Annotated in this window: 19 protein-coding genes; 4 read left to right on the top strand and 15 right to left on the bottom strand. The window is 54.3% G+C overall.

All coding sequences use genetic code 11. The features are described 5' to 3' along the window. Positions 1-68 precede the first annotated feature (68 nt). On the bottom strand, positions 69-1172 hold the full coding sequence (ribD, locus tag ACLHV8_RS25005; RefSeq protein ID WP_108090708.1) for a bifunctional diaminohydroxyphosphoribosylaminopyrimidine deaminase/5-amino-6-(5-phosphoribosylamino)uracil reductase RibD: 1104 nt from the start codon (positions 1170-1172) through the stop codon (positions 69-71). A gap of 4 nt (positions 1173-1176) precedes the next feature. Further along, positions 1177-1626 (bottom strand): transcriptional regulator NrdR, encoded by a 450-nt coding sequence (gene nrdR / locus ACLHV8_RS25000; protein ID WP_008503337.1) that lies wholly within the window; start codon positions 1624-1626, stop codon positions 1177-1179. Between the two features lie 152 nt (positions 1627-1778). Between nrdR and ACLHV8_RS24995 the strand changes: the two genes are divergently transcribed. Together ACLHV8_RS24995 and ACLHV8_RS24990 are read left to right on the top strand one after the other, a co-directional pair. After that, positions 1779-2318, top strand: a complete 540-nt coding sequence (locus ACLHV8_RS24995) for a DUF3251 domain-containing protein (protein ID WP_028017661.1) — start codon at positions 1779-1781, stop codon at positions 2316-2318. Positions 2319-2585: 267 nt separating this feature from the next. Continuing rightward, entirely contained in the window at positions 2586-3470 is an 885-nt protein-coding gene (locus tag ACLHV8_RS24990) for a nucleoside-specific channel-forming protein Tsx (protein ID WP_028017662.1), read from the top strand. A 46-nt stretch (positions 3471-3516) separates the two neighbouring features. Here the strand turns inward: ACLHV8_RS24990 and ACLHV8_RS24985 are convergent, their stop codons facing one another. The 7 genes from ACLHV8_RS24985 to queA all read right to left on the bottom strand — a co-directional run bounded on the left by ACLHV8_RS24985 (position 3517) and on the right by queA (position 10181). Further along, entirely contained in the window at positions 3517-4197 is a 681-nt protein-coding gene (locus ACLHV8_RS24985; RefSeq protein ID WP_208594374.1) for a helix-turn-helix transcriptional regulator, read from the bottom strand. Between the two features lie 14 nt (positions 4198-4211). Further along, the gene (locus ACLHV8_RS24980) at positions 4212-4577 is read right to left on the bottom strand and encodes a VOC family protein (RefSeq protein WP_108090709.1); all 366 of its coding nucleotides are present in this window, start codon (positions 4575-4577) and stop codon (positions 4212-4214) included. A 140-nt stretch (positions 4578-4717) separates the two neighbouring features. Beyond that, positions 4718-5689: a protein translocase subunit SecF gene (gene secF, locus ACLHV8_RS24975; protein ID WP_028017665.1), complete on the bottom strand. Its 972-nt coding sequence runs from the start codon at positions 5687-5689 to the stop codon at positions 4718-4720. 10 nt (positions 5690-5699) lie between these two features. Beyond that, a complete protein-coding gene (gene secD / locus ACLHV8_RS24970) occupies positions 5700-7547 on the bottom strand; it encodes a protein translocase subunit SecD (RefSeq protein ID WP_072032696.1) in 1848 nt (615 codons plus the stop codon). Between the two features lie 27 nt (positions 7548-7574). After that, positions 7575-7907: a preprotein translocase subunit YajC gene (yajC, locus tag ACLHV8_RS24965; RefSeq protein WP_000007630.1), complete on the bottom strand. Its 333-nt coding sequence runs from the start codon at positions 7905-7907 to the stop codon at positions 7575-7577. Positions 7908-7929: 22 nt separating this feature from the next. Next, positions 7930-9057 carry a tRNA guanosine(34) transglycosylase Tgt gene (gene tgt / locus ACLHV8_RS24960; protein ID WP_028017667.1) on the bottom strand — a complete coding sequence of 376 codons (1128 nt, stop codon included), beginning with the start codon at positions 9055-9057 and terminating at the stop codon, positions 7930-7932. A gap of 53 nt (positions 9058-9110) precedes the next feature. Continuing rightward, positions 9111-10181: a tRNA preQ1(34) S-adenosylmethionine ribosyltransferase-isomerase QueA gene (queA, locus tag ACLHV8_RS24955; protein ID WP_208594375.1), complete on the bottom strand. Its 1071-nt coding sequence runs from the start codon at positions 10179-10181 to the stop codon at positions 9111-9113. 92 nt (positions 10182-10273) lie between these two features. Between queA and acpH the strand changes: the two genes are divergently transcribed. Together acpH and ACLHV8_RS24945 are read left to right on the top strand one after the other, a co-directional pair. Further along, complete coding sequence (gene acpH / locus ACLHV8_RS24950; RefSeq protein ID WP_128348506.1) at positions 10274-10855, top strand: ACP phosphodiesterase; 582 nt, start codon at positions 10274-10276, stop codon at positions 10853-10855. A gap of 127 nt (positions 10856-10982) precedes the next feature. Then, entirely contained in the window at positions 10983-11585 is a 603-nt protein-coding gene (locus ACLHV8_RS24945; protein WP_008503347.1) for a peroxiredoxin, read from the top strand. Positions 11586-11630: 45 nt separating this feature from the next. On the opposite strand, the gene ACLHV8_RS24940 is transcribed toward ACLHV8_RS24945, so the two are convergent. The 6 genes from ACLHV8_RS24940 to brnQ form a co-directional block, all read right to left on the bottom strand. Next, entirely contained in the window at positions 11631-13499 is a 1869-nt protein-coding gene (locus ACLHV8_RS24940) for an amidohydrolase (protein ID WP_208594376.1), read from the bottom strand. Positions 13500-13520: 21 nt separating this feature from the next. Beyond that, positions 13521-14066 carry an antibiotic biosynthesis monooxygenase gene (locus ACLHV8_RS24935; protein WP_208594377.1) on the bottom strand — a complete coding sequence of 182 codons (546 nt, stop codon included), beginning with the start codon at positions 14064-14066 and terminating at the stop codon, positions 13521-13523. 48 nt (positions 14067-14114) lie between these two features. After that, positions 14115-14756 carry a hydrolase gene (locus ACLHV8_RS24930; RefSeq protein WP_014069092.1) on the bottom strand — a complete coding sequence of 214 codons (642 nt, stop codon included), beginning with the start codon at positions 14754-14756 and terminating at the stop codon, positions 14115-14117. 200 nt (positions 14757-14956) lie between these two features. Then, positions 14957-16774 (bottom strand): maltodextrin glucosidase, encoded by a 1818-nt coding sequence (gene malZ, locus ACLHV8_RS24925; RefSeq protein WP_208594378.1) that lies wholly within the window; start codon positions 16772-16774, stop codon positions 14957-14959. Between the two features lie 131 nt (positions 16775-16905). After that, the gene (gene proY / locus ACLHV8_RS24920) at positions 16906-18279 is read right to left on the bottom strand and encodes a proline-specific permease ProY (RefSeq protein WP_028017673.1); all 1374 of its coding nucleotides are present in this window, start codon (positions 18277-18279) and stop codon (positions 16906-16908) included. Between the two features lie 81 nt (positions 18280-18360). Continuing rightward, positions 18361-19680, bottom strand: coding sequence for a branched-chain amino acid transporter carrier protein BrnQ (gene brnQ, locus ACLHV8_RS24915; RefSeq protein WP_008503262.1), 1320 nt, complete (start codon positions 19678-19680; stop codon positions 18361-18363). Positions 19681-19710: the final 30 nt, after the last annotated feature.

Below are 19710 nucleotides of genomic sequence, written 5' to 3'. Positions count from 1 at the left end.
ATTTGGCCCCGCAGGGGGGCGGATTTTATCATAATACTTTGCGTACTGCTTCCCTATTTCAGGAGCAATTACGCTGTCGTTAAATGGAGGCAGACATCCGGACCCACCGGACGAATCTCGCTAAATTTGAGTTGTGGTGCATCGGCCAGCTTTTCAAGGCCGGGCAGCACAAACAGGCCACGCGCGTCGCTACCCAACAGTTTAGGCGCAACATAAACAATCAGCTCATCCACCAGCCCAGCCTGTAAGAGCGCACCGGCGAGCGTTGGCCCCGCTTCTACCCAGATGCTGTTTACCTGTTGTTTGCCAAGTAACATCATTAACACCACGAGATCCAGATGCCCGTTATGCTCCGGCACCATGATGCTGCGCACGCCTTCCGGCCAGTCACGTGAATCTTCTTTAGTGCGCGCAATCCAGGTTTCACCGGGCTGCTGCACAATGCGGTGTTCAGGTGTGACGCGGTTCTGGCTATCTATGACAATACGCAGCGGCTGACGCAGGTTCTCCTGCGGGTAAAGCGCCTGGGTATCGGCATTCAGTTCGTTCCAGCGCACGGTCATGGCGGGATCGTCAGCCAGAACGGTTTCACTGCTGGTGAGGATAGCATGGCTTTGCGCACGCAGACGTTGCACATCGCGCCTTGCCTGCGGAGAGGTGATCCACTGGCTCTCACCGTTCGCCATTGCCGTGCGACCGTCCAGAGAGGCGCCCAGCTTAAGTTGGATATACGGGAACCCGGTGCGCATGCGCTTGAGGAAGCCTTTATTGATCGCTTCCGCGTCTTGCATCATCAGCCCATGGCTGACGTCAATCCCTTCCTGCTGCAGACGATACAAACCGCGGCCGGCGACCTGCGGGTTCGGGTCCTGCATTGACGCGACGACGCGTGAAACACCCGCCGCAATCAGTGCTTCACAGCACGGTGGCGTACGGCCATGATGGCTGCAGGGCTCCAGCGTGACGTAGGCCGTAGCACCGCGCGCCTTCTCACCGGCCATGCGCAACGCGTGCACCTCAGCATGCGGCTCGCCCGCGCGATAGTGAAAACCTTCGCCCACAATCTCGCCATCTTTGACGATAACGCACCCGACATTCGGGTTGGGATGGGTGGTAAAACGCCCGCGCTGCGCCAGCTTCATGGCTCGCGCCATGTAAATCTCATCCTGCATGAGCTTAATCCTGTAAGCGGGCGATCTCTTCGCCAAACTCTTTGATATCTTCGAAACTGCGGTAGACCGAAGCGAAGCGGATATAGGCGACCTTATCGAGCTTTTTCAACTGCTCCATCACCAGGTTGCCAATCATCTTGCTTGGCACTTCACGCTCACCCAGACCACGAAGATAAGATTTAATGTGGTTTAACGCCATTTCAACGTCATCCGCGCTGACGGGACGTTTTTCCAGGGCCTTCAGCATTCCGCTGCGCAGTTTCTCTTCGTTAAACGGCTCGCGCACGTCGTTGCTTTTTACCACGCGCGGCATTACCAGCTCAGCAACCTCAAAGGTCGTGAAACGCTCGTTGCACACCAGACATTGCCGACGACGGCGTACGGATGACCCTTCGCCCACAAGACGAGAGTCGATGACTTTGGTATCCACAGCGGAGCAGAATGGGCAATGCATACGGTATCCCTGTTATCCGGTTAACTGATTTTCATTTTACCCTGATCTGGCCTGACAACAAAGGAAGAGCTTTTTGAGACAAAGGATCTATGTCTGACAGGTGGATGCTGGCTACCATAATGAGGATCAGTTATTTCAAGGAAATAAACGCAATGACAAGACGTTACCTGAAGATTTTGCTGGTGGGGAGCCTCTTCACCCTTAGCGCCTGTGCACAGCAAACCGAAGTTCGCCAGATGAAACAAAGCGTCAATACGCTCAATACGGCAATGGATAAGCTGAATAAAGAAACGGTGAAGATCACCCAACAAAACGCGCTGAACGCAAAATCCAGCAGCGGGGTGTATCTGCTGCCTGGTGCCAATACGCCTGCGCGACTCAACAGCCAGATTGGCACGCTGAAAATGTCACTGGTGAACGTTGCGGCGAATGCAGATGGTACTCGCGCAACATTACGCATCCAGGGTGAATCCAACGATCCCCTTCCGGCCTTCACTGGCACCGTCGAGTGGGGCCAGATCCAGGGCACTACCGAGAGCTACCAGGAAGTGAATGTGAAGAACCAACTATTCACCGCCCCCGCGAGTATACTGGCGCCCAGCGATGTTGATATCCCGCTTCAGCTGAGTGGACTCACGCCAGATCAGTTAGGTTTTATCCGCATCCACGATATCCAGCCCGCCGCGCAATAACCCCTCCTGCAGCGGAGTGCAATGTCACTCCGCTAACATTTACATTTCGTATGGATTGGCAACATTAATGATTGTCGCTACAATCCCGGCCGTTTAAAGTACGCAAACGTGAACGCAATCGATTACGCGTGTGAGAGATATGTGAAACAACACATATTTTTGTGAGCAGGGATTCCTATAATAGGCACCGCAGAAACACGAAATATTTAGAAACGCAATTCGCGCATTTTTCACTCCCGGAAGGGAATTTCAATCAGTGGCATGATTATGAAAAAAACATTACTTGCAGCCGGCACCGTGCTGGCACTTTCCTCCTCTTTCACTGTTAACGCAGCGGAAAACGATAAACCACAATATCTCTCCGACTGGTGGCACCAGAGCGTTAACGTCGTCGGCAGCTACCACACCCGTTTCGGACCACAGATCCGCAACGATACCTACCTGGAGTACGAAGCATTCGCCAAGAAAGACTGGTTTGATTTCTACGGTTACGTGGATCTGCCGGTGTTCTTCGGTGGTAATACCGATGCGAAAGGTATCTGGAACAACGGTTCCCCGCTGTTCATGGAAATCGAACCGCGCTTCTCCATCGACAAACTGACCGGCACCGATCTGAGCTTCGGTCCGTTCAAAGAGTGGTACATCGCGAACAACTACATCTATGACATGGGTCGCAACGATTCTCAGGAACAAAGCACCTGGTATATGGGTCTGGGTACCGACATCGACACGGGTCTGCCGATGAGCCTGTCCATGAACATTTACGCGAAATACCAGTGGCAGAACTACGGTGCGTCCAACGAAAACGAGTGGGATGGATACCGTTTCAAAGTGAAATACTTTGTACCGCTGACGCAGCTGTGGGGCGGTAATCTGAGCTACATCGGTTTCACTAACTTTGACTGGGGTTCAGATCTGGGTGACGATAACTTCTATGACAACAACGGGAAGCATGCTCGTACCAGCAACTCTATCGCTTCCAGCCACATCCTGGCTCTGAACTACGATCACTGGCACTACTCCGTTGTTGCTCGTTACTGGCACAACGGTGGCCAGTGGAACGACGATGCCAGCCTGAACTTCGGTAAGGGTGACTTCAGCGTTCGTTCTACCGGTTGGGGTGGTTACCTGGTCGTGGGTTACAACTTCTAATCTTGTGGTAGCCGCCGGACAAAAAGCCAGCTCACGAGCTGGCTTTTTACTGCTTAACCTTCCGCAAAAAATCCGCCAGAGACCTGTCTGCACTCTCGCTAAACCGCCGCTCCGTCTGCACAATGTTAAGACACCTGTCGAGCCGGAAACAGCGGTAGTCATCGCGCCGTTCACACCAGGCCGCCAGCAGCCAGCGCTCCCCCCAGAAGAACAATCCCAACGGCTGAACCTCACGCTGTGAGAGCTGTCCGGCTTCATCACGGTAATGCAGCGCCAGCACGCGCTGGGCGGAAATTGCCTGATGAATCATGTCAAAATCGCTACGGGAGTGGCTTTGCATGCAAAAATCCGGGGCGTAGATCCGCGTCTGCTCCGCCTTTCGACGACTCTCCTCAGGCAGAATCGCTAACACCTTCTCCTGAGCCGACTCCAGTTCGCGCGACAGCGAGTCTCCTCCCCAGGTTTTGAGCAGGCGAATCGCCACCATCAGCGCCTCTGACTCCTTGTTTGTCAGCATCAGCGGCGGTAAATCAAAACCCGACATCAGCCGATAGCCGCTTCCCGCCTCGCCCTCCACCGGCACGCCGGAAAGTGACAAGTCGCGGATATCGCGGTAGACCGTCCGCTCAGACACGCCAAGCCTGTCCGCCAGATGCGCTGCCGTTGTCAGACGCCTGCCCCGCAGGATCTGCACAATCTGAAACAAACGGTCAGCGCGTCGGGTCATATTTTCGTTAACTCTCAGGCAGGTTGATGGAGACCGACGCGATTACCTTCACTGTCGGTAAACAATGCGATAGTGCCAATGCCACGAGGTAATTCCAGTGGGCCGAATACACACTCACCGCCTGCGGTAACGATACGATCGAGCGTAGCAGGCAGATTGTCAGTATGCAGGTAGATAATAGCGCCTTCGTGAGACGGCACAATGCCCTCAAATTTTGCCAGCGCTCCGCCGGTACCCGGATCCTCATGCGGGAAAACGGCCAGCTCAGCGCAGTCCATTTTCTCGCGTTTTAACGAAACCTGCATCACTGGCTCATAAAAAGTAATCGCGCGATCCATATCCGTGACCGGGATTTCAAACCAGTTAATTACACTTTTCATACATCCTCCTGACTGTTTGTTTGGGTTCGACAAGAGTCTACGACAGGGCTCCTGACAGCATACTGTCAGGAGTGTTTGTCAGGAGCAGATAAAAAAAATCCCGGTCAACAGACCGGGATTTCGATAACGCGATAAACGTCTTACGGCAGAATTGACGGCTGATCCGCCCCTTCTTTCTCGACTTTCTGCTGGAGCAAATGCTCGCGCTTCATGCCGAGTTTCAGTGCCAGTGCGGATGCGACGTAAATAGAAGACGCCGTACCGATAGTCACACCGATAAGCATGGTCAGCGAGAAGCCTTCCAGCACCGGACCACCGAAGAGATACAGCATCAGGATAACCATCAAGGTTGTACCGGATGTGATCAAGGTACGGTGCAGCGTCTGGGTCAACGACACGTTAAAGATTTCGTACGGCGTACCGCGACGGATCTTACGGAAGTTTTCACGAATACGGTCAGATACCACGATACTGTCGTTCAGTGAGTAACCGATAACGGACATCAGCGATGCCACGATCGTCAGGTCAATCTCAATGTGGAACAAAGACAGTACGCCCATGGTGATCACCACGTCGTGCGCCAGCGCGATAACCACACCTGCCGCCAGTCGCCACTCGAAGCGGAAACCAACGTAAATCAGGATGGAGATCAGCGCCACCATCAGCGCCATTGCACCGGTTTGGGCAAGGTCTGCACCCACGCTTGGGCCGACAAACTCAATACGCTTAACCGTCGCATTCTGGCTGGTTGTTTCGTTAATCACGCTAACAACCTTGCTGCCCAGCTCCTGGCTGCCGTTGGCATCGTGTACCGGAGGCATACGCACCATGATATCGCGGCTGCTGCCGAAGTTTTGCAGCAGCGGCTCTTCAAAGCCCGCTTTCTGCAGCGATTCGCGCATCTGGTCCATATCAATCGGTTTTTCCAGGGAAATTTCAATTACCGTACCGCCGGTAAAATCGAGACCCCAGTTAAAGCCTTTCACACCCATAATAACGATGGACAGAATCAGCAGAAAACCTGAAATGCCGAAGGCCCAGTAGTCCCAGCGCATAAAGTCCCAGACTTTACGGCCGTGGTTTAATTGTTCAACAGTATATTCCTGTGCCACAACGCACTCCTCAGATAGACAGCTTTTTGACGCGCTTGCCGCCGTACAGCAGGTTCACGATGGCACGGGTGCCGACAATAGCGGTAAACATCGACGTTGCAACACCGATACCGGTAGTAATCGCAAAGCCTTTGATCGCGCCAGTACCCACTGCATACAGGATAAGAACCTTAATCAGTGTTGTTACGTTCGCATCGAAGATGGAGCTGAACGCGCCTTTATAGCCTTCTTCAATCGCCTGCTGCACAGAGCGACCGTTGCTCAACTCTTCTTTGATACGTTCGTTGATCAGTACGTTGGCGTCGACCGCCACCGCAAGGGTCAGAACGATACCCGCAATACCCGGCATGGTCAGCGTCGCACCCGGCAGCAGGGACATGATGCCGATGATCAGCACCAGGTTAGCCAGCAGCGCGGACGTCGCAATAAGACCAAACTTCTTATAGAAGAAGATCATGAACAGGATAGAGACCACCAGACCGGCCAGACACGCTTCCAGACCCTGCTGGATGTTTTGCATACCCAGAGTAGGACCAATGGTACGTTCTTCAACAATCTGAATTGGTGCAATCAGCGCACCGGCACGCAGCAGCAGAGAGAGCTGACGCGCTTCGTTCGGGTTGCTGATACCGGTAATACGGAAGCTGTTACCCAGACGAGACTGGATATTGGCGATGTTAATCACCTCTTCCTCTTTCACCAGCACTGCACGGCCATTGGCATCTTTCTTACCGCTGTCTTTGTACTCCACGAACAGGGTCGCCATCGGTTTACCGATGTTGTCCTTGGTGAAGTTAGACATGATGTTACCACCCGCGCTATCCAGCGAGATGTTAACCTGCGGCTGGTTGTATTCGTCCTGGCTGGAAGTGGAGTCAGTGATGTGGTCACCGGTCAGGATCACGCGTTTGTACAGCACAACAGGCTGACCTTCGCGGGTCTGTTTCACTTCGGAGTCACCCGGAATACGGCCTGCTGCGGCAGCGGACTGATCAACGTTGGAGTTAACCAGACGGAATTCGAGCGTTGCGGTCGCACCCAGAATCTCTTTCGCACGTGCGGTATCCTGGATACCTGGCAGTTCGACCACGATACGGTCAGCACCCTGGCGCTGTACCAGAGGCTCAGCCACACCCAGTTGGTTTACACGGTTACGCAGAATGTTAATGTTCTGCTGAACGGCGTATTCACGCGCTTCACTCAGACGCGCATCGGTCATCACCGCGCGCAGCTGGTTGCTGCCTGAAGAGGTGATCACCAGATCGCGGTGACGCTGAGACAGATAAGTTACAGCCTGATCGCGCGCCGCGCTGTCGCGGAACGTGATGCTCATACCGTAGTTATCTTCTTTACGTACGGTAGTGTACGCGATGCCTTTTTCACGCAGATCGCTACGCAGGCTGTCGATATTCTGTTCCTGCAGTTTGCCCAGCGCGGTATCCATATCCACTTCCATCAGGAAGTGAACGCCACCACGCAGGTCAAGACCGAGTTTCATTGGCTCTGCGTTCAGTGCAGCCAGCCAACGAGGGGTTGCAGGAGCAAGGTTAAGCGCCACGACATATTTATCACCCAGCACGCCCATCAGCGCTTCACGGGCGCGGAGCTGCGTGTCGGTGGTGTCGAAGCGAGCAAGAATTGCACCCTCTTCCAGAGCCACAGACTTAGCGGTAATTTTTTCTTCTTGTAACGTTTTCTGGACCTGGATCAGCGTTTGCTCACTGGCGGCGACACCGCGCGCGCCAGTGATTTGAACAGCCGGATCCTCACCATACAGGTTGGGAAGCGCGTACAGCAGGCCGACGAGAATCACGACGACCAGCATGATGTACTTCCACAAAGGATAACGGTTTAACACGGCAGTTCCCTTTGGGAAAAGTTGGGATTACAGCGCCTTCATAGTGCCTTTCGGCAGAACGGCAGCTACGAAGTCACGTTTGATAACCACTTCAGTGGTGTCGTTCAGCGCGATAGCAATGTAGCCGCTTTCAGCCACTTTGGTTACGCGACCAACCAGACCACCGTTGGTCAGCACTTCATCGCCTTTCGCGATGGAGTCCATCAGCTTTTTGTGCTCTTTGGTACGCTTTTGCTGTGGGCGCAGGATCATGAAGTAGAAGATCAGACCGAACACAACCAGCATCAGAATCAGAGACATCGGGCTGCCCTGCGCCGGAGCACCTGTTGCCGCTACCGCATCAGAAATAAAAAAGCTCATTCAAATTCCCTCATTATTAAAATTAATCAACGTTCAAAGGTGGAACGGTTCGACCCTGACGTTGGTAGAAATCGGTCACGAAGCTCTCTAATTTACCCTCTTCGATAGCCTTGCGTAAACCAGCCATTAAGCGCTGATAATAGCGAAGGTTATGAATGGTATTGAGACGCGCACCCAAAATCTCATTGCAACGATCGAGATGATGCAGATACGCGCGAGAATAATTGCGACAGGTATAGCAATCGCACTCGGCATCGAGCGGACTGGTGTCACTCTTATGCTTCGCGTTACGGATTTTCACCACGCCATCGGTAACAAACAGATGACCATTACGCGCGTTACGGGTTGGCATCACGCAGTCGAACATATCAATGCCGCGACGTACACCTTCAACCAGATCTTCTGGTTTACCCACACCCATCAGGTAACGGGGTTTATCTGCCGGGATTTGCGGGCAGACATGTTCCAGAATGCGATGCATGTCTTCCTTCGGCTCACCCACAGCCAAACCGCCGACAGCGTAGCCATCAAAACCTATCTCTACCAGACCTTTAACGGAGATATCACGTAAATCTTCGTAAACACTGCCCTGAATAATGCCGAACAGCGCATTTTTGTTCTCCAGGGAGTCAAAACGATCGCGGCTACGCTTCGCCCAACGCAAAGACATCTCCATAGAACGTTTAGCGTAATCCCAGTCGGCCGGATACGGTGTACATTCGTCGAAGATCATGACGATGTCAGAACCGAGATCGTACTGAATCTCCATCGATTTTTCTGGATCGAGGAAAATAGGATCGCCGTTGATCGGGTTACGGAAGTGTACGCCCTGCTCAGTGATCTTGCGAATATCACCCAGGCTGAAGACCTGGAAACCGCCGGAGTCGGTCAGGATTGGGCCTTTCCACTGCATGAAGTCGTGCAGGTCACCGTGGAGCTTCATGATCTCCTGACCCGGACGCAGCCACAGGTGGAAGGTGTTGCCGAGGATAATCTGTGCGCCAGTGGCTTCCACTTCTTCCGGCGTCATCCCTTTTACGGTGCCGTAGGTGCCCACAGGCATAAACGCGGGGGTTTCCACCACACCGCGATCAAACACCAGGCGACCGCGACGCGCGCGGCCATCGGTGGTATCGAGTTCAAATTTCATTTTTTCTCCGACGTCAGAAAAACAGTCCAACGTTGTAAAACGGTGCCGCGGACTTATTCCCCGACACGCTCATTCAAAGCCTGCGGATTGTACGTGATAAACATCGCGTCCCCGTAGCTAAAAAAGCGATATTTTTGTTCTACCGCAGACTTGTAGGCATTCATCGTATGCTGATAACCCGCAAACGCGGACACCAGCATAATCAGCGTGGATTCAGGCAGATGGAAGTTGGTCACCAGCGCATCAATGACTTTGTACTGATAACCTGGGTAGATGAAGATCTGCGTATCGCCAAAGAACGGTTCGATAAGATCGTTCTTCGCGGCCTGTGCGGCGCTCTCAAGCGAACGCACAGAGGTAGTGCCGACGGCAATCACGCGGCTCCCCCGGCCTTTCGCCGCCAGAACAGCATCCACTACGTCCTGCGTTACTTCGGCATACTCGGAGTGCATGATGTGATCTTCGATGCTGTCCACGCGCACCGGCTGGAAGGTACCCGCGCCAACGTGCAGCGTCACGAACGCCATCTCAACGCCTTTTGCACGCAGTTTTTCCAGCAGCGGTTCATCAAAGTGCAGACCCGCGGTCGGCGCGGCGACTGCGCCAGGTTTCTGGCTATAGACAGTCTGGTACAGCTCGCGGTCGGCCTCTTCGTCCGGACGCTCAATGTACGGCGGCAACGGCATGTGGCCGATAGCATTCAGAATGTCGAGCACAGAACGCTCGTCATCGAATTCCACCTCGAACAGCGCATCGTGGCGCGCGGTCATGGTCGCTTTGATGCTCTCGTCATCACCGAGCAGCAGTTCTGCACCCGGTTTGGGTGCTTTAGAGGCGCGAATATGTGCCAGAATACGTTTATCATCGAGCATACGTTCGACCAGCACTTCAATCTTGCCGCCGCTGGCTTTACGGCCGAACAGGCGCGCTGGGATCACGCGGGTATTGTTAAAGACCAGCAGATCGCCAGGGTTGAGCTTGTCGAGCAAATCGGTGAAAGTACCGTGCGTCAGCTCGCCCGTTGGCCCATCCAGTGACAGCAAACGACAGCTACTGCGCTCAGGCATTGGATAGTGAGCAATCAGGGATTCAGGTAGTTCAAAGGAGAAATCGGCGACGCGCATGACGTATACTCGTGACTTAAAAACAGGCGGCATAGTCTAGTGCTCACACCCTTTTGCTGCAACAACTAGCCACCCCCGGACAAATAAAACGCATGAATTTTCTCGCTCACCTGCATCTCGCGCACCTCGCTGACAGCTCCCTTTCCGGTAATTTGCTGGCCGATTTCGTACGCGGTAACCCCGCTGAGAACTATTCCCCTGAGATCGTTGACGGTATTTTTATGCATCGCCGTATCGACGTGCTGACAGATAACTTGCCGGAAGTGACGGAAGCCAAAGCGTGGTTTCGCCCCGAAACGCGCCGGGTAGCGCCGATCACGCTTGATGTGATGTGGGATCATTTCCTGTCGCGCCACTGGGCACAACTCTCGCCGGAGTTGCCATTAACGGATTTTGTGCGCTATGCCCACCAGCAGGTGTCAATCATTTTGCCCGACTCGCCGCCGCGCTTTGTGAATCTGAATAACTACCTGTGGTCAGAACGCTGGCTGGAGCGCTATCGCGAGATGGATTTCATTCAGAATGTGTTAAATGGGATGGCCAGTCGCCGACCGCGCCTGGATGCGCTGCGCGACTCCTGGTATGACCTGGATGAACATTACGATGCGCTGGAGACCCGATTCTGGCAATTCTATCCGCGCATGATGGCGCAGGCGAAAAGCAAACAGCTCTGACAGAATTCGCATTGATAGGTAAAAGCTGGCGGAACGATTGTCACCACCTCTTTGTCTTATCCTGGAACACTCTCTATACTGGCTCGCGTTGCGTTCCAAATAACCTTAGTATCTACAGGAGAATCATATGGTTCTGGTAACTCGTCCGGCTCCGGATTTTACAGCTGCAGCAGTTCTGGGCAACGGTGAAATCGTTGAAAACTTCAACTTCAAACAGCACACCAACGGTAAAGCGACCGTTCTGTTCTTCTGGCCAATGGACTTCACTTTCGTTTGCCCATCTGAGCTGATCGCGTTCGACAAACGTTACGAAGAATTCCAGAAGCGTGGCGTAGAAGTTGTTGGCGTCTCCTTCGACTCTGAATTTGTACACAACGCATGGCGTAACACCCCTGTCGACAAAGGCGGCATCGGTGCGGTGAAATACGCAATGGTTGCGGACATCAAACGCGAAATCCAGCAGGCTTACGGTATCGAACATCCGGACGCTGGCGTTGCACTGCGTGGTTCTTTCCTGATCGACGCAAACGGCATCGTGCGTCACCAGGTTGTGAACGATCTGCCACTGGGTCGTAACATCGACGAAATGCTGCGTATGGTTGACGCGCTGCAGTTCCACGAAGAGCACGGTGAAGTATGCCCGGCTCAGTGGGAAAAAGGTAAAGAAGGTATGGCTGCCTCTCCAGACGGCGTAGCGAAATACCTGTCTGAGAACGTATCCAGCCTGTAATCGGCACGGTTTACGAAAAAGGCCCGCTTATGCGGGCCTTTTGTTTTAGAACGCGAAGCACGAACACCCTAACACGCCCCAGAATGCCTGTTCATCGGAGACAGGAATATCCGAATGGCGCGCGATACCGTGCGCGTGCCCATGCACGCCACAACTCCCGATGCACTGGTGCATCTGTACCACCGCGCCCACTTTACTGGCGGCTGGCGGTGCGGAGCGATAATGTCCGGGTACCTTCACCACCGGCGACCACTCTGGCACAACCGGAATTGGCGGTGGCGACAGTGGGCTGAAATGTCCGGCGGCATACACCACCTTGCCATCCACCACGGTCAGTACCGATTCAATACCTTTGATCTCCTCTTCCGGCACGCTGAAGTAGTCTTTCGACAGCACCACCAGGTCCGCCAGTTGCCCTTCGACCAGGCGACCTTTTTTACCCTGCTCGCTGGAAAACCACGCACTGCCTGCCGTCCACAGCTCAAGGGCAACGTCACGCGGCAGACGGTTATTGTCGTCATACATCGCGAGCCCACCCACGGTACGCCCGGATACCAGCCAGTAGAGCGCCGTCCAAGGGTTATAGCTCGCCACGCGGGTCGCGTCCGTTCCTAACCCCACCGGCACATCCAGTTCCAGCATTTTCGCTACCGGCGGCGTATGCTTCACCGCCTCTTTGCCATAGCGGTCGACAAAGTACTCGCCCTGGAATGCCATGCGGTGCTGGACCGCAATCCCACCGCCCAACGCCTTAACGCGTTCAATATTTCGCTCGGTAATGGTTTCTGCATGGTCGAAGAACCAGTGCAGCCCGTTGAACGGGATATCGCGGTTCACTTTCTCGAACACATCCAGCATCCGACTGATGGATTCGTCGTAAGTCGCGTGCAGGCGGAACGGCCAGCGGTTTTCCACCAGATGACGCACCACACGCTCCAGTTCGTCTTCCATTCCTTCCGGCAGATCCGGACGCGGCTGAAGGAAATCCTCGAAATCCGCCGCCGAGAAGACCAGCATCTCACCGGCTCCGTTCGCGCGATAGAAATCCGTTCCCTGACCCGGTTTGAGCATATCGGTCCAGCGCTCAAAATCGTCCAGTTCCTGTTTCGGGCGCTGGGTAAAGAGGTTGTAAGCAATGCGCACAGTCATCTGCGCTTTGGCGTGCAGCTCAGCAATGACCTCGTAATCTTCCGGGTAGTTCTGGAAACCGCCCCCTGCATCAATTGCGCTGGTCAACCCCAGGCGGTTCAGCTCGCGCATAAACTGGCGCGTAGAGTTCACCTGCTGCTCAATGGGCAGTTTCGGCCCTTTCGCCAGGGTGGCGTAGAGGATCATCGCATTAGGTTTGGCGATCAGCATCCCGGTCGGGTTACCGTTGTTATCGCGCACAATCTCGCCGCCCGGCGGGTTCGGGGTCTCTTTGGTATACCCGACAGCTTTCAACGCCGCACGGTTGAGCAACGCGCGATCGTAGAGATGCAGCACAAATACCGGGGTGTCCGGTGCCGCCTCATTGAGTTCTTCGATGGTCGGCATTCGACGTTCAGCAAACTGAAACTCGCTCCAGCCGCCGACAACACGCACCCACTGTGGTGACGGCGTGCGGTCGGCCTGAACTTTAAGCATGCGCAACGCATCCGCCAGTGAAGGAACACCTTCCCAGCGCAGCTCCAGGTTGTAATTGAGCCCGCCGCGGATCAGGTGCAGGTGAGAATCGTTCAGGCCGGGGATTACCGTGCTTCCCTGTAAATCGACGATCTGCGTTCCCTGCGTCGCATAACTCATGATGCGATCGTGATTACCCGTAGCAAGGATCTTGCCGTTGGCGATCGCTACCGCCTCGGTAAGCGGATTCTCACGATCGAGTGTATGGATCTTACCCTTAGTTAAGATCAGTGTGGCAGTTTGAGACATAACGTACTCCTTTCGGCCGAATCAGGCTTTTTTTAGCCATCCGGCAAACAGACGGGTCACGATGGGCATCCACAGCCAGACCACCAGCGCGACCACACAGGCATCGTTAATCAAATGCAGCAGCAATGAGCCTTTCAGGCCAGGAAGCAGCGCGCCAGTCACTTGTGGTACCAGATTGGTGCTGGGAAAGATCACCAGGAGCGTGATCAGAAACTGTTTCCACTGTTTTGGCTTACGTACGTGTGTCTCCGGTGGCGTAAACCAGAACGCAGGTTCCGTACGCACTTCGGTTTTGTCGCCTTCCGCCAGCAGCGGTTCAATCTCTTTCACCAGGCCATTACGGGTATCGGACTGAGTCCACTCATAGAGGTGTTCAAGCGTGTCGAAGCGGATGATCACCGTCCACAGGTTTTGCCCTTCGGACGGGCGGATCACATTCGCGCCCAGATGGCCGGGAAATTCCGCCGCGACGGGCATGATCCTGCCAAGCCACTGTTCGTAGTGCTCAGCCTGTCCCGGAAGTAACGTGTGAGTAATCACCAGCGTCACATGTGATGTTTGCGCCATAAAAGCTCCCTGGTCATTGATGGGCGGGAGAACCCCGCCCTGAAAGGTTTACGCTTTACGTTCTGGCGCGCCATGAACGAGGGTGTAGGCATAATCAACGCCCATGCCATAAGCCCCGCTGTGCTCGCGAACCAGGTCCATTACCGCGTCGTAAGTGCCTTTGCGTGACCAGTCGCGCTGGTACTCAAGCAGCACCTGCTGCCAGGTCACCGGTACGGCCCCGGCCTGAACCATACGGTCAATCGCTCGTTCGTGCGCATCAACGGATGTACCGCCGGACGTATCGGTTACCACGTACACTTCGAAGCCTTCGTCGAGCGCCATCAGCGCCGGGAAAGTCAGGCAAACCTCGGTCCACAGGGCTGAGATGATAAGTTTCTTACGGCCCGTTGCTTTAACTGCCGCAACAAACGCATCGTCTTCCCAGGAGTTCATCGAGGTACGTTCAATGGGTTTGACATCCGGATGAACCGCCAGCAATTCTGGCCAGATATAGCCGCTGAAGCTTTTCGTTTCGACCGACGTGTAGATAACAGGAACATCAAAAATTTTGCCGGCTTTCGCCAGTGCTACCGTATTATTCTTCAGCAATTGACGGTCAATATTAGCGACACCAAAGGACATTTGCGGTTGGTGATCGATAAAAATCAGTGCGGAATTGGATGGGTCAATCAGTTCACGAATAGACATAAAAGTACCTTTTAAACAATGGGTTAAAAGTAAACATTCGGTGTGCTATATGAGAAAGGGCCCTGACTGATAAAGCAAATTGAGTATAGCGAGAATTGACTGAGCGAATAGTAAAGATATTTGTCCCCTCTGTTGAATAAAACCGAACAACACAGGGAAATATTCTGCAACCCGTACACCGTACCGGTTGCAGACAGAGATTAATTACCGAACCAGATGGAAGCAGAAATTGCAGGTAATGAGAGTATGCCTTCCTGAAGAGTCCCTTTACCCTCCTTACATTGCCACGCCTTCACGTGCAGCAATGGGGAGTCATCCAGCACCACTTCACAGGCCTCACCCCGGTTAATCGCCACCAGCACGCGCTGCTGGTTATAAACACGGACAAACACCACCACGTTGTTGTGGGCGTACAGCACCTGGCATCCGCCATAGCGTAATGCCTGGTGCTGTTTACGTAACTTCGCCAACCGCTGATAAAGGCTGAACAGCACCTTGTCCTGTTTCGCTGGCTGCCACGGGAAGGTTTTGCGGCAGAAGGGATCATTGTTACCGTCCAACCCTACTTCATCACCGTAGTAAATACAGGGTACGCCTGGCCATGTGAAGAGCCAGGTGACCGCCAGCGGCAGACGCGCCACATCCTTGCCAAGCAGGGATTTAAAGCGCGCCGTATCGTGGCTATCCAGCTGATTAAACATTCTCAGTTGCTGCTGATGCGACAGACCAGCGCGGTAATTATCCATCCACGCCATACAGGTTTCGGCATCAATGTGATTCGGATCGTAGGAGATATCGGTATTCGCGAGGAATCCCCACAGCGGGAAGGTAAAGCCACGATAGTTCATCGCCGCATCTTCCGCATCGGCCTGCAGCCACTGGCGCGCATCGCCAAAATGTTCGCCAAATACAAATGCCTCTGGCTGAGCCACTTTTGCCGAGCGGGTAATACCCGTGACGTGTTGAATATTGTTCCGCGCCCCGCCCGCTTCGCCCAGCATGTGCACCACATCCAGGCGCCAGCCATCCATATTCCACGGTGCTTTCAGCCAGTGGCGCACAATGCTGTCTTCACCGCCGTAGATTTCATCGATCAGAGAAGGAGACTGGAAATCCAGCTTTGGCAGGCTCGGATAACCCAGCCAGTCCAGCGCTCGTCCCTCCTCATTAAAGCTATACCAGCTTCTCTGCGGTGAATCCGGGTTATGGCATGCTCCGCTCATCGACTGATTATGACGGTCAAACCACGCGTGTGAATCTCCGCTGTGGTTAAACACACCGTCCAGAATCAGGCGCATGCCTTCATTTCTGGTGTTCTGCCGCAGGCGCAATAACGCCTCATCGCCGCCAAACTGCGCGTCAACGTGGCGATAATCTTCGGTATCGTATTTGTGTACGCTCGGAGCTTTAAACACCGGGTTGAGATACAGCGCCGTCACGCCGAGCTTTTTCAGGTACGGCAACTTTTCGCTGATACCGTCGAGATCGCCGCCGTAGAACGTCGAACCGCCCGCCTGCGCGGTTAGTGGTTCATCCCACGCTTTCAGGATAATGTCATGGCCCGCGGCATGGTGGTGATAGATCTTATCCTGGTCAGCAGTGCGTTTTTCACTGCGGGCAAAGCGGTCCGGGAAAATCTGGTAAAAGACCTGATCGTTAACCCATTGCGGTCCGTTATCCGGGTAATCAACGGCAAACTGCTCAAGACGGGCCGGAGGGAAACGGCTAAACCCCTGCGGGGTAAACCACAGCTGACGGTTGTTCCACAGCAGTTTGAAACTGTAGCGCCGGCGTGGCTGCCCGCTGCGCAAGTCGATATTTGCCCGCCAGGCTGTGATACCCGGCTGCGGCTGGCTACGCTGTTTGTGCATTTTCAGCGCGGTCTCTTCGTTATCAATTTCGGCGCGGAGCGTCACGCGTTCAGGCTGATTTTCCCCCGTCAGCCAGAGCGTAATCACAAGGTTGTCTTTGTTTTGCTTAACAAATGGGGCAACCGGAAGGTGCCAGGCGTTTAACATCACGAATCCCCTTTGATGAAATTGACGTCACCTTGCCACAGGGTGGTTAAGGTTAGCTCATCATGATGCGGTTTATTGGGGGAGGAGGATGGGGGAGGAGAAAAAATGCCCGACATCGTCGGGCATTAACATTACTGTGCTTCCGCCAGCTGACGGTCACGGCGGCATTTAAACATCCAGCCAACCAGTAGCAGGACGATCCACGCGAAGCCGACGTATAAGGAAATACGGGTATCCGGGTGGTAGCCAATCAGGGCGATGATAAAGACCAGGAAGAGCAGGCCAACCACGGTCGTTGCCACACCGCCCGGCACTTTGAACTTCAGCGCTTTCACCTCATCCGGAGACAGACGACGGCGGAATGCAATCTGTGACAGCAGGATCATAATCCACACCCACACCGTCGCGAAGGTCGCCAGCGATGCAATCACCAGGAAGACGTTTTCCGGCATGATGTAATTCAGGTAAACCGAGAACAGCAGTGCGACGGTCATCACCACCACGGTGACCCACGGCGTACCGCGGCGTGAAGTTTTGGCAAATACCTTTGGCGCACTGCCCTGCTCCGCCATGCCGTGCAGCATACGCCCCACGCCAAAGACGTCACTGTTGATCGCGGAAAGCGACGCTGTCAGCACGACAAAGTTCAGAATACTGGCAGCAAACGCAATGCCCATATGCTGGAAAGTCAGTACAAACGGGCTACCGTTAGTGCCCACCTGGTTCCACGGGTAGATGGACATGATCACGAACAGCGTACCCACATAGAACACCAGAATACGCATCGGCACCGAGTTGATGGCGCGCGGAATCGACTTCTCCGGGTCTTTCGCTTCCCCGGCGGTGATACCGATAATCTCAATACCGCCGTAGGCAAACATCACCATCTGGAGCGACATCACCATGCCGAGCCAGCCATTACTGAAGAAGCCGCCGTTGCTCCAGAGGTTATGGATACCGGTCGGCTGACCGCCGTTACCAATCCCCCAGATGATGATCCCGAAACCGGCGACAATCATGATGATGATGGTGGCGACCTTAAAGAAAGAGAACCAGAACTCCAGTTCACCGAAGACTTTCACGCTCATCAGGTTAACCGCGCAGATGATCAGCACCACGCTCAGCACCCAAATCCAGTGCGGTACCGCCGGGAACCAGACCCCCATATAGATACCAAACGCGGTCACATCGGCAATCGCCACAATCAGGATTTCAAAGCAATAGGTCCAGCCGGTAATAAACCCGGCCAGCGGACCTAAGTTTTCCTGCGCGTAACGGGAGAACGAACTGGCTGACGGATTGTGAACCGACATCTCCCCGAGGGCACGCATGATGATATAGGCCGCCACACCGCCGATGATGTAGGCCAACAGAACGCTTGGACCGGCCATTTTAATGGCATCTGCCGAGCCATAAAAAAGACCGGTACCGATAGCGGAGCCCAGCGCCATAAAGCGGATGTGGCGCGTGCTGAGTCCACGTTTAAGTTTGTTAGTGCTTTCCATTTAAATCTTGCCATTCAACACGAAAAAAACAAAAAACCACGGGGCCTTAAGCCCCGTGGTTAAACAGTTTGTTGCCGTTGATTAATGGGCGTTCGATGCGACCTGACGCCCTGCAGCACGATCCCAGATAACCGCCAGAACCAGTGCAACAACGGTAGGCATCAGCCAGGCCAGGCCTTGTTCGGACAGCGGCAGACGCTGTGTCCAGGCTGGCAAAATTTCTGCGAAAGCTGATGCTTTAATCCCGTCAAGGATACCAAAAATCAGGCTGATAAACATGGCTGGCGCAATAATTCGTGAGGAGTTATTCCACCACGGGCGAGTAAAGCTCAGTACCACCAGCACGATACACGGCGGGTAGATAGCCGTCAGCACCGGAATAGAGACCTGAATCAGGTGGCTCAGACCGAGGTTGGACACCGCCATGGAGAAAATGCCGAGAATAAACACCAGAGTGCGGTAAGAGAGCGGCAGATACTGCGCAAAGAACTCAGCACAGGCGCAGGTCAGGCCAACGGCGGTCACCAGACATGCCAGGAAGATGAGCGCTGCCAGCAGCATACTGCCCGCACCGCCGAAGGTGTGCTGAACATAAGCATGCAGAATAGCCGCGCCATTCGCGTTTTGATCAACCAGCATGGCGCTATCGGAACCCAGACGGAACAGCGCCAGATAGAGCAGCGTCAGGCCCACGCCGGCCATCAGGCCAGCCCAGATGGTGTAGCGGGTCAGCAGACGTGCTTCGGTCACACCACGGGAACGCGCGGCGTTAACGATGACGATACCAAACACCATTGCGCCCAGCGTATCCATCGTCAGGTAGCCGTTCACAAAGCCGTTGGAGAATGCGGCATTTTTGTAGGCATCCATGGCGTCGCTAATCGGACCTGCCGGCCAGACAATCGCCGCAACCGCCAGCACAATCAACGCCACAATTTTCAGCGGAGCCAGGAAGTTACCTACGGTATCCAGCAGCTTGCCCGGATAGAGAGAAACCAGAATCACAATCGCGAAGTAGATCAGGCTGTAGATAAACAGCGGCATCGCGCCGTCACCGGTCAGAGGAGCAATGCCCACTTCGAAGGAAACGGTCGCCGTGCGCGGGGTCGCAAACAGTGGGCCCACTGCCAGATAGCAGACGGTTGCCAGCAGAACACCCGCCACTTTGCCGATCGGGGTGCTGAGGCTATCAACACCGCCACCCACTTTCGCCAGGGCGATAACGGTCAGTACCGGTAAACCCACAGCAGTAATCAGGAAACCAAATGCGGCAGTCCAGACGTGTTCACCCGCCTGTAAACCAACCATTGGAGGGAAAATGATGTTGCCTGCGCCAACGAACAGCGCAAATGTCATAAAGCCCAGCGCGATGATGTCACGCGATTTTAAGTGATGGGTCATAAAACCTTACTGCCTGTGGATGTGGTGTTG

The sequence above is a fragment of the Enterobacter sp. CPE_E863 genome, from assembly GCF_046521465.1.
Taxonomy (GTDB): Bacteria; Pseudomonadota; Gammaproteobacteria; order Enterobacterales; family Enterobacteriaceae; genus Enterobacter; species Enterobacter adelaidei.
The sequence above is the reverse complement of the archived record's forward strand: the minus strand, read 5'-3'. Positions and strand labels throughout refer to the sequence as shown.